At 67.5% G+C, this 13,930-nt stretch carries 7 protein-coding genes; all 7 read right to left on the bottom strand.

The window, feature by feature from the left end:
* Nucleotides 1–16 precede the first annotated feature (16 nt).
* Entirely contained in the window at nucleotides 17–2,782 is a 2,766-nt protein-coding gene (locus QC282_RS04345) for an ATP-dependent DNA helicase (protein WP_279547834.1), read from the bottom strand.
* Between the two features lie 116 nt (nucleotides 2,783–2,898).
* Nucleotides 2,899–5,553, bottom strand: coding sequence for a site-specific DNA-methyltransferase (locus tag QC282_RS04350; protein WP_279547835.1), 2,655 nt, complete (start codon nucleotides 5,551–5,553; stop codon nucleotides 2,899–2,901).
* Nucleotides 5,554–5,642: 89 nt separating this feature from the next.
* On the bottom strand, nucleotides 5,643–8,861 hold the full coding sequence (locus QC282_RS04355; protein WP_279547836.1) for a BPTD_3080 family restriction endonuclease: 3,219 nt from the start codon (nucleotides 8,859–8,861) through the stop codon (nucleotides 5,643–5,645).
* A 78-nt stretch (nucleotides 8,862–8,939) separates the two neighbouring features.
* A complete protein-coding gene (locus tag QC282_RS04360; protein WP_279547837.1) occupies nucleotides 8,940–10,304 on the bottom strand; it encodes an AAA family ATPase in 1,365 nt (454 codons plus the stop codon).
* Complete coding sequence (locus QC282_RS04365) at nucleotides 10,301–11,818, bottom strand: hypothetical protein (protein WP_279547838.1); 1,518 nt, start codon at nucleotides 11,816–11,818, stop codon at nucleotides 10,301–10,303. The genes QC282_RS04360 and QC282_RS04365 overlap by 4 nt, the downstream gene beginning before the upstream one ends.
* A complete protein-coding gene (locus QC282_RS04370; RefSeq protein WP_279547839.1) occupies nucleotides 11,815–12,933 on the bottom strand; it encodes a hypothetical protein in 1,119 nt (372 codons plus the stop codon). Before QC282_RS04370 ends, QC282_RS04365 begins: the two co-directional genes overlap by 4 nt.
* Nucleotides 12,934–13,023: 90 nt before the next feature.
* Nucleotides 13,024–13,899: a hypothetical protein gene (locus QC282_RS04375; RefSeq protein ID WP_279547840.1), complete on the bottom strand. Its 876-nt coding sequence runs from the start codon at nucleotides 13,897–13,899 to the stop codon at nucleotides 13,024–13,026.
* Nucleotides 13,900–13,930: the final 31 nt, after the last annotated feature.

Consider the following 13,930-nt stretch of genomic DNA (forward strand, 5'->3'; position numbering starts at 1 on the left):
GGATGGCAGAGTTCCGTCAGCTTTCGCGACTTCGGCAGATGCCAGCGAAGTCGCAGCCGGCGCAGGACGAACACCAACTGTCCAGGCGGGGTAGCCGGTTGGTGCGCAAGGAGTCCGCAGCCTCCGTGACCCGCTTGCAGAGGTCGGTCATGACCTCGGGGTCCACCATTTCGCGCGTGTCACGTCCCGCCTTATCAAGGTTGAGGACCTCAACGACATCCGCGTTCTGGCCCGTCAGCTCCCGGTATCCGAGTACGTACAGGTGCAGTTGGTCACGGGTGAGGTTTTCGGCCTGAGCGCGCTCGCTCGACTTGAAGTCGACGACCGACGTCTCGTTCGTGTCCAGTCGCTTGATCAGGTCGACGCGGCCGGTGACGGTGACGCCGGGGACCGGGTGGATCTCGACGGGCTGCTCGGAGTATCTCGTCTGGTGCAGGGTCGCGCCGTGACGTTCCAGGTAGCGCCGCACGGCCGTCTCGGCGGCGGGGCGGAGCTGGTCTGCCGCAGCCTTGTTAGCGAACGGGAGGTTGAGGTGACGGTCCACCAGGTCCTCCGCCTCCTCGGGGGCGGCGATGTCGCCCTCGATGGCCCGTTTGTGGATCTCCGCCATGACGTCGTGGAGCGACTTGCCGAAGCCGAGTTCTTTCTGCAGAGGCGAGTCGAAGCCGTACAGAAGACGGAGCTTGAAGGAATACGGGCACTCGAAGAGGTACTTCAGGTCCGAGAAGGACATGACGACCTCGGGGATACCGCGCATGGCGGTTGGTGTGAGCCGTCCGTCGGAGGAAGGGCGGACCTCGCGGGTCAGGACGGTGTGCACCTGCGTGGCCTCGTTGAAGAAGTCCGAACGCTTCTTGCCTGTGCGCTTCTCCGTGGGGGCGAAGGAGAGTGCCAGGTACTTCTGGGCGCGGGTGACGGCGACGTAGAAGAGGCGTCGCTCGTCGGCCTTGGTGCCTCGGTAACGGTCGGCACCGGGAACGAGGTCCGCCTCCACCACATGGAAGACGTTGGTACCGCCCCGGCGGGAGGCGGGGAAGGTGTTCTGGCGCAGGGCAGGAAGGAAGACGGCGGGCCACTGCATGCCCTTGGCCTGGTGGACGGTGGCGATGACGACGGCGTTGGGCTGGGCGTAGCCGTTGTCCCCGTCGGACTCCTCGTAGTAGTCGGGGGCCTGGTACTCGACCCACTTGGCGAACGCGTCGAACCGCTGCTGGGGCTCGCTGGTGAGGTGGATGCGCTCGAAGTCCCCGATCGCGGTGGAGAAGCGACCGAGGTTGTAGTAGACGAGTTCGCCCCGCTCGCGCGGAACACGCTCCTCGCGCAGCTCGACGGCTTCGAGGAAATCAAGGAAGACGCCTTGGAGCGTGGTGGAGTCCCAGGGCTTGGACGCGTCCCACCGCATGGCCGCGGTGAGCACGGGAAGTCCGGCGCGGACATCGCCCTCCGTGAGCCCGACGCCGGCGTCGACCCATGCGTCGATCACGTCCTGCTCGTCGGCCTCCCCCGCGACGAACCGGAAGCAGCTGACGGCCGCTTGGACTTCCGGTGTCTCGAAAAGCTTGGTCAGGCCCTTGATGACATACGGGATGTCGCGGCGTCGGAGCTCTTCGACGAGCGGGCCGGCGTCGGCCTTGACGGAGCGGAACAGGACGGCGAAGTCGGACCAGTCGAGTCCACGCGGCTCACTTCCCTCCCGGTCCTGGAACGGGACGCCGCGCAGCCGCTCCATGCGGTCTACGAGCCAGCCGGCCTCCGCCTCCGTGTCCGGGAATTCGAGTGCCAGCAGGTCGCCGCGCTCGAAGGTCTGGTGGCCCGCCGCCGTCATCGCCTTGTTGAGGCGTTCGCCAGGCGGAATCTGCTCGACGACTCGGCGTGCGAGGTCGACGATGGCGGGGCTGGAGCGGAAGTTCTCATTCAGCGTGGCTCGGCGGACGCCCGGGTAGCGGTTCTCGATCGTGAGGATGTTCTCGACGGCACTGCCGCGCCACTGGTAGATCGTCTGGTCGTCGTCACCGACCACGCAGAGGTTCGCCCCGTGGCGGGTGAGTCCGCGGATCAGCTGCTCCTGGACCGGGTTGGTGTCCTGGTACTCGTCGACGACGACGTACCTGACGGTCTCCTTGACATGCCGCTGGAGGCTCAGGACGGACTCGTCGCCCTCGTCGTTGTCGTCGTTGAGTAGGACCGCGGTGTTGTGGAGGATGGCTGTGTAGTCGAAGTACGCGCGGTCGCTGAGCAGTTGCATGTATTTGTCGAGCCCGTCCGCCACGTCGGAGCGGAGCCCGTCCAGATCCACGTCGTCCTCCCGGAGGATCGACATGACCTGCTGGTACAGCTTGGAGTTGACCCAGCGCCGCAGGGGCTTCGGGGTTCCCTGGACGATCGCGTTCGTCGTGGTCAGCCCTGACTGGGTACTGTACTTGTCGATGATCAGGCGGGTCTGCACGTCGTTGAGGACGTTGTACTTGAACGCCTCGGGCACGTGGCTGTGCAGCAGGTCGAGGGCGTAGCCGTGCATGGTGCCGATGTACATCTCGGCGAGGCCGTGCACCTCGCCGTGGAGTTCACGGATCCGCTTGTGCACACGTTCCTTCAACTCGCCTGCGGCCTTCTCGGTGAAGGTGAAGGCGACGATGTTCCTGGGCTGGACACCGGGCCGCCCGATCAGGCGGGCGATCCGCTGCGAGATCACCTCCGTCTTGCCGGAACCGGCGCAGGCGACGATGAGGAGGTTGTCGTCGTGGGTGTCGATGGCGGTGCGCTGGGCGTCCGTGAACTGCACTGTTCCCCCCGAAGCTGGCTGTTGTGCTGGTGCGGTGACGTGGTGCTTTCGTGTGGCGTGGTCGGTGGTGGGTGGGGTGCGTGCCGTGGCGGTACGCACCCCAGCCGGTGGTGGTGTCAGATGTCGATGGCCTTGAGGACTTCGTCGCCGTAGTAGTTGACGACCTTGACGGCGATGCGGCCGGACTCGGGCTTGGGGAAGGGGCGGGACTTCGTGGTGAAGAGGGTGGACAGTGCCTCGTCGTCGATCTGTCCCTTGAGCGCCTTACCGAGCCGCTCGTACGGGTTGAGCCCCGTGGACTTCCCGTTCTCGCCCGAGAAGTAGACGTGGCGAACGATGAAGGCCTCGGCGTCGTAGTCCGTGTCGATGGACCACATCATGATGTCGTCAGGACCCTCGGCGCGAACGTCACCCGTCGTCGGGTTGTAGATGTCGAGTCCCTTGATCTCGGCGACGAGCTGGCCGTCGCTCGTCTCCGTCAGCTCGATATCGGGCTCGCCGAAGACCGTGAACAGGTTTCCGGCGCCTGTGTTGGCGAGTTCGTCGCCCATGGCGAGGTCCGGGTTCATACGGACGTTGAGCACGGCCATCTTGCCGACCTGACGCTGCTGGATGACGGAGAACTCGCCTCGCTCCTGGTTGATCTCGTTGGTCGCCTCGGTCGCGGTCGCGTCGAAGGCGAAACCGAGGATGAGCAGAAGATCGATCTCGCCGAACCGGAGGGCTTCACGGGCCGCGTTCTTGATGAAGAGGGAGTCGACGGTTCCGTACTCGGGACCAAGCGCGATACCGACGCGGGCCGGTGTCCCCTCCTCGGCGTCCTTGCGGATGCCGACAGCGGTCAGTATCCGCCCGGACACCGGCTCGACCGACTCGAACTCCAGCCGCTCGTTCCGGTAGCCGTTCTGCACGCCCGCCTTCTTGACGTGCTCCAGGATCGTCTCCTCGTACGAGGCGCCGGACGGCATCATCTCGGCGGCCTTCTCGGAGGCGGGGACATCTTGGTCGAAGGAGACGGAGCGGTGCGGCGAGAGGGACTCGACGGTGAAGGGGCCGGCGACGCGGACGGCCTTCTTGTTCTCGTAGGGGCGGTCGTACAGCGTCTCGAACTCGGCGTGCTTCTTGATCGCCTTGTCGATCTGGTCGCGGGTCATTCCCTCCTTGATGTCGGGGTTGTTCGCGATGGACTTCAGGGTGATGTGCGGAACGCGCTCGTAGACGAAGCCACGGCGGATGTCGTGCTTCGAGGGCGAGCGGTCGAGCGGCTGCTGGCTGAGTTCGGCTTCCTTGGACTTTCCTTCGGGGGAGTCGGCGAGGAGGTAGGCGGGGTACTTGGCGCCCATGATGCGGTGCCGGGCGAGTGCGATGGCTACGCGGGAGGTGTCGACAGTGATCCAGCGGCGGCCCCACTGCTCGGCGACGTAAGCGGTGGTGCCTGAGCCGCAGGTGGGGTCAAGAACGAGGTCGCCGGGGTCTGTGGCCATGAGCATGCAGCGTTCGATGACCTTCGTGTTTGTCTGGACTACGTAGATCTTGTCTGCTCCGAAACCTGCGGTTGTGGTGTCATCCCAAAGGTTATTGCGGGGGAAGGCTGGAAAATCATCGAAGTACCTTACATAGCGCAAGGTTCGACCCAGCCCCAGCAGTCGCTTGGCGTTTTTGAGGCGCTCCATCCCTTCGCGATTGGTCTTCCATCCGCCCTTCGCCGGGCGGTAGATGACATCGTCGACCGTTACCGGAAATACCGTCGTTTGCCCTACACGAGTTGTTTGGCTTGTAAGATTATCAGCCGTGAAAACTCGACTTCCTTCGGGCGGGGTAGAAGTGAATCTTGCGCGGGTGCCGTCAGGTGTCTCCGCGAAGTTGTATCCGCTGGCGCCTGATTCTCCGAGCTGCTTAAGTACGTAGAGCTGGCGGTACTTGACGGTGTCGATGTTCCGTGCATACCAGATGACATAGTCGGCAACGGAGGCGAGCACGTTAGTGCCGCCTGCGAAGCTTCCCGCCCCAGATGTCGTCTTGAAGGCAATCAGTGAAACGAAGTTCTCAGATCCGAATACTTCATCCAGTATTGAGCGAACCAGATGTACATTTTCGTCACCGATCTGGATGAAAATGGAGCCGGACTCGGCAAGCAGGTCGCGGGCTGATGTGAGGCGATCGCGGAGGTAGGTGAGGTAGGAACTGATGCCCAGCTCCCAAGTGTCACGAAAAGCCTTAATCTGTTCGACTTCTCGTGTCGCATCTTCGAGCTTTCCGTCGCGCACCCGAGAGTTGTCCGCCCGAGCCTGCCAATTCGACCCGAACTTGATGCCGTATGGCGGATCGATATACACCATCTGAACCTTGCCCCGCAGATTCTCCCGCTCCGCAAGGCTCGCCATCACCTGGAGCGAGTCGCCCAGGATCATGCGGTTGGTCCAGTTCATCTGGTGGTTGTACCAGTCGACCTTGTCCAGCTCGTCCGGGATACCGTCGTCGAAGAACTCGGTACCGAAGAGCGAGAGTTCCTCCCCGGCGCTCTCACCTCCCTCGCTCTCCCGCCGCCTCTTCGTCTCGTCCATCAGCTGCTTGACGAGATAGCGCGGCTCGATCCGCTCCTGGCGGAAGATCGGAGGGGCCGGGACCTCCAGGTACTCGCGGTCCTGCTCGTCCTTGCCCTTCCAGACAAGCTGGGGGTCCTTGGCGAAGTCCCGCTTGCCGCGCCAGGTCATGGCAGCCTCGACCGCTTCCGTGACCAGGTCGAACGCGTCCGCCGTCGGGTTGTTCACTCGTGTTTCCTCATGCTTTATGGCCTGCACGGCCTTGGTGCTGTTCGCGGCGGTCCTCGCACTGCGCTTCCGGGGAGCGGCCATCGTGCTTACTTCCCTTCCTCGTCGTTGTCGCCGTCGTGCTGCCGCCGCTGCCGGGATTCGCCCTCGGCCTCGCGCGCCGCGCTGAACAGGTCGTCGTCCCAGGGGTAGTCGTCGTCGCCCCAGTCCGCTTCGTCATCGTCGCTCTTGAGCCTGTCCACGCTCTTGAGCCCTTCCTCGCACAGACCCGTCAACGCCCCGTCGCCGTAGAGTGACTCGATCGCGGCCGCCAGGCCGGACTTGAACGTGGTCGGGTTCTGAGACAGCTCGACATAGCCCCACTTGCCGAAGCCGCCGTGATTGTTCACGGCCGCGCACCACATCCGCGCGGTCTCCGCCTTCACCGCCCGCTTGCCGGCAGACTTGCGCGAGCCCGAGACCTCCACGATCAGGTGGCGCTGCTCGTCGTCCTCGTCCCGGGGCTTCAGCCGGACGATGAAGTCGGGCAGGTACCGGTGCGTACGTCCCGCGAAGAGGTAGGGGATCGCGAACTCCAGGTGGTCGTTCTTGACGTACGACTGCACGTTCTTGTTGCCGTCGAGCAGCGTGGCCAAAATCTGCTCCCACGTGTTGCCGTCTATCCCGTCGAGCACGACGTAGTTGACCGGCGACTTGTCCTCGTCGGCCTCGTAGACCGCTTTGGTGGTGTAGAAGTCCACGTTGTCCGTGGAGCCTTCCGGCGCATAGCGCGCGAAGATGGGCAGCACCTTGGACGTGTTGTCGCCTTCCTGGCGGTTCAGCGCGGCGAAGAACAACTCAGCGGCCCGCTGCCGTTCCTCGGAGACCTGGGAGATGATCGCCAGGGCACGCTGGTTGTCCGTGCCGACGCAGTGTGTGATCCAGTCCTTGGCGAGCCGTACCAGATTCGGGAACATCCACGGCTTGCGTCCTCGTTTCGGGTCCTCCAGCAAGTCCAGTGCCAGTTTGGCCAGTTGGAAGGAGACCTGCTGCACACGGATGTCGCGGCCGTCGACCAGCGTGTGCCGGGCCTGCTCTCCGACGATTCCTTCCACATCGGCCCGCGTGGCGACGCCCTCGTCGACCTTGAACGGCTCCGCCTCGGTGAAGTCCGCGTAGAACTGCGCCTCCTCCACCTCCACCCGGTATCCCTCTAGGCAAGGGAAAGTGATGCGCAGGTCCTCCCGGTCCCTCATGGCCCGGACGTGCTTCGGCTCCGGTCGAGGCTTGGACTTCAGCTCCCGGTTCGGATCGGTCTGGATGAACTGGAACGGGATGCCGTACACGTCCGCGTACTCCGGCTCAAGCAGCCCCTCCTCGTTGACCGCGTACGAGATGCGGCGCAGGCCGCGGCCCACCACCTGCTCGCACAGCAGGTGGCTTCCGAAGGCACGCACGCCCAGGATGTGCGTGACGGTGTTGGCGTCCCAGCCCTCCGTCAGCATGGACACGGACACCACGCAGCGCACGTCCTGCCCGAGCTTGCCCTTCTTGCCGACGGTGTTCAGGACCTCGCGCAGCAGGTCGGCGTCCTTCAGAGCCTCCACGTCGCGGTCCGGGAACCGGGTGCGGTACTCCTCCTTGAACGCCTCCAGTTCCTCGGCCGCCGCTGCCTTGAACTGGGCGTCGAGCTGGGGGTTGTCGGACTCCAGCTGCGCCGAGTCGACCAGGATGGTGCGCGGGACGGCATAGCGGCGGCCCTGGGCGTCGTAGTTGGAGAAGTGTTCCAGCATGCCCGGCTTGCCGAGTCCGTCGGCGTCCGGGAGCTCACGTCCGGCGATCTGGTCGTACACCCACTTCGAGACCGTCGTGTTGTTGCAGACGATGATGAACACCGGGGGCGTGGATCCGGTGCCCCGGGTCTCCTCCTCCCACCGCGCGAACGCCTGCGCGTAGTTCCGGTACAGGCTGTGGGCGGCACCTTCCAATACCGGGGGGAGCGTCTTGTCCGCAAGCGTCTCCGGCTTCTGGGCGCGCGTCGGCATCTTGTCCCTGATGTGCTCCCACAGGTTCAGGTACGAGACGTCCTTGTGTTCAGCGTCGTCGTCCACCGGTACACGCGGGATCTTGACGAGGCCCGACTCGATGGCGTCCAGGAGTCCGAAGTCGCTGACCACCCACGGGAAGAGGGTGCCCTCCGGGTAGCCCGAGCCGTTCAGGTAGAAGGGGGTCGCGGAGAGGTCGTAGACGGTCTTGATGCCGGTCTTGCGCATGATGTGGTTCAGTCCGTCGAACCACTGACGAGCGTGCTTGTTCTCCTCCTCGGCCTGCTTCTTCTCCTCCCCCTTCAGCTCGTCCAGGGTGACGGCACCCTCCAGGGCGGCCCCGCGAGTCTGGTAGCAGTGGTGAGCCTCGTCGTTGAAGACGATGATCTCGCCCTTGCTCCCGCCAAGATCGCGCAGGACCCGGTTGACCATCATGGGGGGCGTCTCGACGAAGGGGTCGTCCTTGGACTTGGCCAGGAGCAGCTTCTTGGTCTTGGACGCGAGTCCCTGACCCTCCCGCGTCGTCCGGAGCATGAACGTGTGGTAGTTGGTGATCGCCACCTGTGCCTGACCGAGCGCACCCCACAGGTCTGCGGGGACGATGTCCCGCTCCTTGTAGTAGTTGTTCGGGTCGGAGGGCATCAGCACGCGCAGCCGGTCCCGGATGGTCACACCGGGCGCCACCAGGAGGAAGCGCTTGGCGAACCGGCGGTCCTGCGGGCCGGCGACCTTGTTGAGGGTGTTCCAGGCGATCAGCATCGCCATCACCACGGTCTTGCCCGCGCCCGTCGCCATCTTCAGGGCGACTCTGGGCAGGCCGGCGTTGTGCTCCTGATTGGCCTCGTCCAGGTGGGCACCGATCCACGTCTTGCCGAGCTTCGTGCCCACCTCGGTCAGGTAGATGGCGGTCTCCACGGCTTCCACCTGGGCGAAGAACAGCTTCCGCTCACGGGTACCGTCCGTCCAGTACTCCAGAAGACGACGCGTCGTGGGCGTGATGTTCGGATACCCGGCCTGGCGCCAGCGGGAGACCTCGGCTCGGATGTTGCCGATGACGTCCTGGCCTTTGCGCTCCTCCAGGATGCCGTCGAGAAACAGCTCGTGCTGGACGCCGGCGCCGGTCTTGCGTCCCTTCCTGGCACGCGGTACGGGCATCCAGGTCTCGCTCGGGCGGCGCCCGGCAACCCGCTCGCCGGTCGGCTGGCCGCGCTGGTCCAGCTCCCAGTGCCAGGCCGGTTCAGCGTACGGCGAATTGATGATCGGGTTCTCGATCACTGCTGCCATGTTCTGGATATCTCCCTCACGCCACGTCTGCGTGGACCGTACAGTCTGCCACCGACAATGACCCCATTCGTCCCATGATCACGTCGCCCGCACCCGGTGCTCCCCCCGCTCCAAATGCCCCATAACCACCTGGTGTGCCCGCCACCCATCCGGAAACTTGGGCGGCACATCCAGGTACACAGGACTGCTCCGCGGATGCCGGTCCAACAGGTCCCGGATGCCGGCGCGGGCCACCACGATGCACGCGAAACGGTGTCGGGACAGCAGAACGCACAGGCGGCCCGTCTCCAGGTGGAAGGCGGAGGCGTCCTGGCGGCCGGACAGTGGGTGCCAGACGAGGGTGACGTCGAACTCGCGGCCCTGGAGGCGGTTGGCGGTGTCCACGGTGATGTCGGTCAGGCCGCGGGCGGCGAGGCGGGAGCGGACCGCGTCCGCCTGCACGGTGCGTGCCGTGCCGATCGCGATGCGCGACGCGGTCAGGGGCTCCCCGTTGACCAGCGCGCCGCGCTCCAGCAGCCGGGCCGCCGTCGCCGCGAGGGCGTCCGCCACCTCCGGGTCCTGGTCCAGGGTGTGGCGGGCGGGGAGTTCCAGGTGGCCCCAGCCGGAGTCGGCGGCCCGGGCAAGGACGTCGTCCAGTGGGGTGGAGCCGTGGGACAGGCTGGCGTACGACAGGACGCGCTCCGGTGCCGTCGTACCGGGGACGAACCGGTAGAAGGGGTAGAAGGCTCGCTCGACCAGGGGTGCCGCCGTCTCCGGGAGGCGCCAGGAGACGGGGAGCTGGTGGCGGAGGAGGTCGGGGTTGTGGGCGAGGGTGACGTCGACCGCGTTGCGCAGGGGGTCCCAGGTCAGGCCGTGCCAGCGGTCGGTCTCCACGGTGGCGAAGGGGTCGAGCTGGCCGGGGTCGCCGACGAACAGGACCTGCGAGTCGTCCTGGGCGAACAGCGGGGCCGTCGCGAGCAGCCCGTCCGAGCGCATCTGGTACGCCTCGTCGACGATGGCCCACCGCCACGGCGCGCACTTGTCCGGGGTGACGAACGACCACTTCTTCGCGGTGGACACCACGACGGGCAGGTCACGCAGGTCCGTCACCTGGTTGCTCCCGATCACGTTGGGGTGCCGGATGACGCGGGGCGGGAGGACGTGGCCACTGGCATGGAGACGGCCGAGTGCCAGACCGGGGTGCTCCCGCGCGATGCGGTCCACCAGGTCGTCGACCTGCTCGTTGGTCTGCGCGACGATCATGAGCTGGTGGCCGGCGGACGTCAGGTGCCCGGTGGCCTTCACCACCAGCGTGGACTTTCCGGCTCCGGGCGGGGAGTCCACGACGACGCCCCGGCCGGGCGCGGTGTCGAGGCTGGTCAGGATCCCCGCGACCGCCCGGTCCGCGCGTTCGCCGGGGGTGAGGGCGTCGGGCTCCCCGGTGTCGGGAAGGAGGGCGGTCACTCCCAGGTCTCCTCTGCGTCCTCGTCGGTGGGCTCGTACGGCTGCGGCGGACCGCCGTGGGTCCAGGGGGTGTTCTCCTCGTCGGGCAGGGCGGACGGCATGGCCGTGGGGTTGAGCGTGGTGTACGTCAGCTCCTCGCCGGCCTCCGCGAGGGTGCCGGACGGCGCCGGGGGCTTGCGCTTCCTCGCGAAGCCGCCCTCGAGCTGGAGCACCACGGTGTGGCTGCCGTCGTCCTCTTGTCGTACGTCGAGGATCCGGGCTCCCTGGCCGGGCCGAGCGGGGGACTTCACCTCCGTGCCGACCGCGAGGCCGACGCGGGTGTCGGTGCCGGTCCGGAGGGTGATCGTCGGACGCCACACCTGGGAGCCGGGACGGTCGCCGGGGACGAAGCGGTCCTCGTCCCTGGCCGTGACCGTGCCCGTGAACGCCTCGCCGGTCAGCTCGTACTCCGCCATCACCAGCGGGTCGTCGTACGCGCGCTGCGCCTCGTAGCGGGTGACCGCGTCCTCCAGCCGGGCCAGGCGGCGGGCGGCTCGGACGGCCTGGTCGCGGCGGGCCTGCGGGCGGCCGTCGGCGTCCAGGTACTCGGCGTACTCGGAGAACCAGCGCCGGTCGAGGACCCAGCGGCCGGGGACGTGGGCGCCCTCCGGCAGCTCGCGGAGCAGCTCCACGCCGCGCCACATCAGATGCCAGGTGGGCATCATCTGGCTGCTCAGCTCACGGTCGATCTGGCGGCCGACCGCCTCGCGTCCGCGGTCGTCGGACGCCTCGTCGTAGCGCGTCATCAACTCGTGCAGGGTCCGGTCGAAGACCGGGTCCGTGGACGGACCGGCCGGCGGCCACACGGCGGGGTCCTCCGCCTCACGCGCCGCCCGCGCGCCGTCGCTGCCCGCCGGTGGATCGATCCACGCGAGCAGGGACGCGAGGTGGGAGTCCTCGGAAGAACTCTGACCCGTGGCCCAGTTGGCGGCGAGCAGCCGGGTCATCGCGAGCATCACACCGGAGTCCGGGAACTCGGCCAGGTCCGCGAACCAGGTCAGCCACTTGCCGAGGGTCGGCACGGACGGGTCGACCGCGTACGGCCCCTCGGTGGCGCGCAGTCTGGTTAGCCGACCGAGCAGGCGCACGTACGCGATGCCCTCGCCGTTCGGGACGAGGAGCTGCGGGGCCCGCCGGTAGCGCAGGCGTTCCTCCTTCTCCTTGCCGCGGCCGACGGTGTAGGGCTCCGTCTCCGTCCGGCACCCGTCGATGTACGCGAGGAGGAGGGCGGCAAGGCGCTCGGCGAACCGGAAGCGTTCGGCGCGGTTGCGCGGCTGGTGGACGGTCAGCAGGGTCGGGTGCTCGGGGTTCGTACCCGCGAGCGCGGCCAGGGGCGCGCACGCCTCGCCGGCGAGGGTGAGCGGCACCAGGACGAACGGCTTCTCGTCCAGGTGCTGGTGGCGGACGGTCGTCAGCGGTTCGGCACGGCCGGTGCGGGAGGCCGTGAGCGTCGCGACGGTGGACAGAACGCTCATGCGGCCCCCCGGCGGAGTCGGCGCAGCCGGGCGGCGGCGCGCAGCAGGTCGGCGGCTTCCGCCTCGGCCTCTCCAGGGGCGGCGACGCCGTCCAGGTAGTCGAGCGCGGTGCGGGTGGAGTCGATGCCCGGCAGGTCGTTGCGCACGCCGCTGCCCAGGCGGGCCGGTGAGGCGCATCCGGCGGCCTCGTCGCGGCAATACCGCGCCATTTCGCAGAAGGACAGGCAGGAGGGTGTGTACGACGCGTCCAACGCCTCTATGGAAGAGGAGAGTTCGTCCGCGCTTCGGGTCGTGTCCAGGGTCGCCGTCTCGGGGAGCCGGGCCGCGAGGTCCTCGGCGCGCCGCAGCCGCGAGAGCTGGAACTGGAGGGCGTCGAGTTCCTGCCGGAGGTCGATCAGGCGGCCGTAGGGGCGGTTGGAGAAGTCCTTGGGGCAGACGAGCAGGAACTCGTGGGAGATCTGCTCGGTGGGCAGGCCGGCCGTCTCGAAGGCGCGGTGCAGCGCGAGGACGTACACCGCGGCCTGCTTGGCCGTCTCGGCGACGGCGGTCGGATTGGCCTGGCCGTCGATCGCCGCGAACGAGCGGATGAGGACGACGTGGAACTTCCCCCCGATGCGGTGGGTGAGTGCGTCCGGCTCCAAGTACGCCGTCTGACCGGCGACTTCGAGGGTGAGCACGGGACGGTCGAGGATGAGCCGTACGTCCTGGCCGGAGGCCACGTGCGCGATGAGGCGGCGGGTCTCCCGCTCGCGCAGGTGCAGGGCCGTGTTGCTCCCTACCTCGTTGAGGTCGGTGACATGGGCCTCCGCCACGGGGACGGAGAGCTGCTCGCGCAGCAGCCGGATGAGCTCGGCGTAGCTGCCCCACTTCACGAGGCCGTGGAACGCCTGTTCGCGGGCGAGAGCGAAGGGGGACTGGCCGAAGCGCGGCTCGTATCCGACCTGCTGGGCCAGCAGCGCCTTGTCCACACCGGCGGCGTCGAGGACGGCGCGGCGGGCGCAGGCGGGATTGGCGGTCAGGGCGGTGATCTTACGGGCGGTGTACGGCTGAGGGGGCTGCGGTCCGCGCAGCCGCGCGAGTCGGTTGTCGGGAGGTTCGGACTGCTGCGAGGGCATCGTCTCTACTTCGGGAACGTCTTCGGGTACGTCTTCGGGAGCTCACCGGCGTGCGAGGCGTCTGACGTCATCGCCGTCGTGAAGGGGTCGTCAGGACAGGGTCCCACTCGCGTCGCGCAGGGCGTCACGCATCGGTGCCGCACCGAACAGCTGCTGTACGTCGGAGAGTTGGGTACGGGCGCGCTGCGTGGCCGCTTGCCGCTGCTGGTCGTCCTCCTGCTGGTGGACGGCCGCTTCGGCGTGGGCGGCCGCGATCACGCGGGCGGGGTCGGGTTCCGGGGCCGCGGCGTCGTAGGCGCCCGGGATCGTGAGGGCGAAACGGCGCAGCAGCCGCCAGGCCGCGTCGGGGGCCGGATGCCCCGCGGTGGTGAGTCGCTGGATCTGCTCGGCGGTTCCCACCGCGTGGGTGAGGAAGTCGGCACGCGGGCTGAGCGGGCCGATGATCCGCCGCTCCACGGGCCAGGTGGACAGGGCCAGGAGTCCGCGTGCGGGGACCAGGCGGTCGTGGGTCAGTGCCGCGCAGATGTAGTACGGGCGGGCATAGCCCTGTGCGGTGAAGGAGCGCTCCTCGTCGCGGCGGAGGGACGCGAGTTTGGTGGCGACCAGCGACTCGGTGAAGAACGCCTCGTACGTGGACGAGATGAGCTTCGGGGAGGCAGGGGCACCCAGCAGGGTGAGTGCCTGGTGGACCTGTTCGCGGATCGGGATGGAGCCGTGCGTCGGGCGCTCCGTGCGGCGTGGTGCGCCTGTGGTTGCCGACGTCTGCGAGGCCGGGGGCTCGGCCGGGAGTGCCTCGCCGTCCGCTTCCGCCTCGGTCTCGAGGGCGTGCTCCCAGGCGGCCTCGGCTTCGCGCAGCGCGCGACGGATGCGCGCGGTTTCGGCCTTGTCCCGTGCACGCACGGCACCGCGCAGCTCGGTGCGCAGGTGGGACAGGCGCTGCTCGAGTTCCTCCAGTGATGCCGCCATGCGGGGCAGCTTAGCGCAGCAACCAACCTGT

The organism is Streptomyces sp. DH24 (assembly GCF_029813775.1).
Classification (GTDB): domain Bacteria; phylum Actinomycetota; class Actinomycetes; order Streptomycetales; family Streptomycetaceae; genus Streptomyces.

Bases quoted from the DNA above. Each gene is read 5' to 3' on its own strand.
- QC282_RS04355 (WP_279547836.1), bottom strand. From the start codon at position 8,861: ATGGCAGCAGTGATCGAGAACCCGATCATCAATTCGCCGTACGCTGAA.
- QC282_RS04365 (WP_279547838.1), bottom strand. From the start codon at position 11,818: ATGAGCGTTCTGTCCACCGTCGCGACGCTCACGGCCTCCCGCACCGGC.
- QC282_RS04370 (WP_279547839.1), bottom strand. From the start codon at position 12,933: ATGCCCTCGCAGCAGTCCGAACCTCCCGACAACCGACTCGCGCGGCTG.
- QC282_RS04375 (WP_279547840.1), bottom strand. From the start codon at position 13,899: ATGGCGGCATCACTGGAGGAACTCGAGCAGCGCCTGTCCCACCTGCGC.